We start from the raw sequence: 1,779 nt of genomic DNA, 5'->3' as shown, positions 1-1,779 counted from the left end.
GAAAGAATTGATGGAACTCTATTATGAGAATGAATTACCAGCATTAAAGTTACAATATAAAGATTACGCTGAATGGCAACAAGAATTTATACAAAGTGAAGCAATTCAGATGCAAAAAGAATATTGGACGAATCGTTTTAAAGATGGTGTGCCGGTAGTGGAATTACCAACTGACTATGCGCGCCCTGCAGTTCAAACATTTGATGGTGATCGGGTTTCATTTACTTTAAATCAGAAATTGACAAGGAAATTAAAAGAAATTTGTCAAGAAACTGGTGTCACAATGTATATGTTATTAATGAGTGCTTATCAAGTATGGTTATCCAAACATACGGGGCAAGAAGATATTGTTGTTGGTACAGTTTCGGCCGGCAGATCTCATGTAGACTTACAACAAATGATCGGAATGTTTGTGAATACACTTGTAATACGAGCAGATGTAAATGCAGAGAAAACATTTAGAAAATTTCTTGAGGAAATGAAGGAAGAGCTATTAGAGGCGTTTGAAAATCAAGATTATCAATTCGAAGAATTGGTAGAAGCTCTATCTTTACCAAGAGAAACGAGTAGAAATCCTCTATTTGATACGATGTTTGTTTTAGAAAATATAGATGTACCAACAATTCCAAATAAAGGATTACAAATGAGAAATTATGAATGGAATCATGGTATTTCTAAATTTGATATGACGATTGTTGGACAGGAACGAGGAAATCAACTGCATTTTCAATGGGAATATGCAACTAAGTTGTATAAAGAAGAAACGATTAATATATTTAAAGAACGTTTTATTAGAATTTTAGAAACGATTGTACAAAATATTGATCAGTCAATTGGAGAACTTGAAATCATTACAGAGAAAGAAAAGCATCAACTTTTGTATCAATTTAATAATACAAAAACAGAATTTCCAAAAGAGAAGACACTGTCTCAATTGTTTGAAGAGCAAGTGAAGAAAACGCCAAATAATATTGCTGTAGCATATAAAGATCAATCATTAACTTATCGTGAGCTAAATGAAAGAGCAAACCAACTTGCTCATACGTTAAGAAGTAAGGGAATTGTAAGAGAAGAAATTGTAGGAATTATGCTTGAGCGTTCGGTAGAAATGTTAGTGGGAATTTTAGGAGTTTTAAAAGCTGGAGGGGCATATTTGCCAATTGATCCTGAATATCCAGAAGAGCGAATTACCTATATGCTTGAAGATAGCCAAGTGCAATTAGTATTGATTCAGACGCATTTAGTAAAAAAATTAAATACTAAAAGAATGATATTAAATTTAGAAGATACAGCTTGTTATAGCTCAAACTGTTCGAATCCTGAAAGGATAAATCAATCAAATGATATGGCTTATATTATTTATACTTCAGGTTCTACAGGTAAACCAAAGGGTGTAGTAGTTGAGCATCAATCAGTAATAAACCTTTGTTTCTGGCATCAAGAATATTTCCAGGTTACAGAACAAGATAATAGTACTCAATATGCAGGATTTGGTTTTGACGCATCTTCGTGGGAAATACTACCGTATATCTTAAAGGGTGCAACATTGCATATTATCCCACACGAGATTCGTTTAGATATGCAACGCTTGAATGCTTATTATGAGCAAAACGAGATTAGTATTAGTTTCTTACCAACACCGGTTTGTGAACAATTTATTGAATTGGAGAATAATTCACTTCGTGTGTTACTAACAGGTGGTGATCAGCTAAGGAAATATAAAAAGAATGGATATAGATTATTTAATAACTATGGTCCTACAGAGAATACGGTTGTTAC

The 1,779-nt window shown here is 32.9% G+C and carries 1 protein-coding gene; it reads left to right on the top strand.

Features of this window, described 5'->3' with window-relative positions:
- Positions 1-1,779, top strand: a 1,779-nt coding sequence (locus ACS2FK_RS30360) for a non-ribosomal peptide synthetase (protein WP_438899972.1), incomplete at both ends; no start/stop codon positions are given.

This window comes from Bacillus cereus group sp. BceL220, from assembly GCF_051776965.1.
Lineage (GTDB): Bacteria > Bacillota > Bacilli > Bacillales > Bacillaceae_G > Bacillus_A > Bacillus_A cereus.
This window is presented reverse-complemented; position numbering and strand designations above follow the sequence as displayed.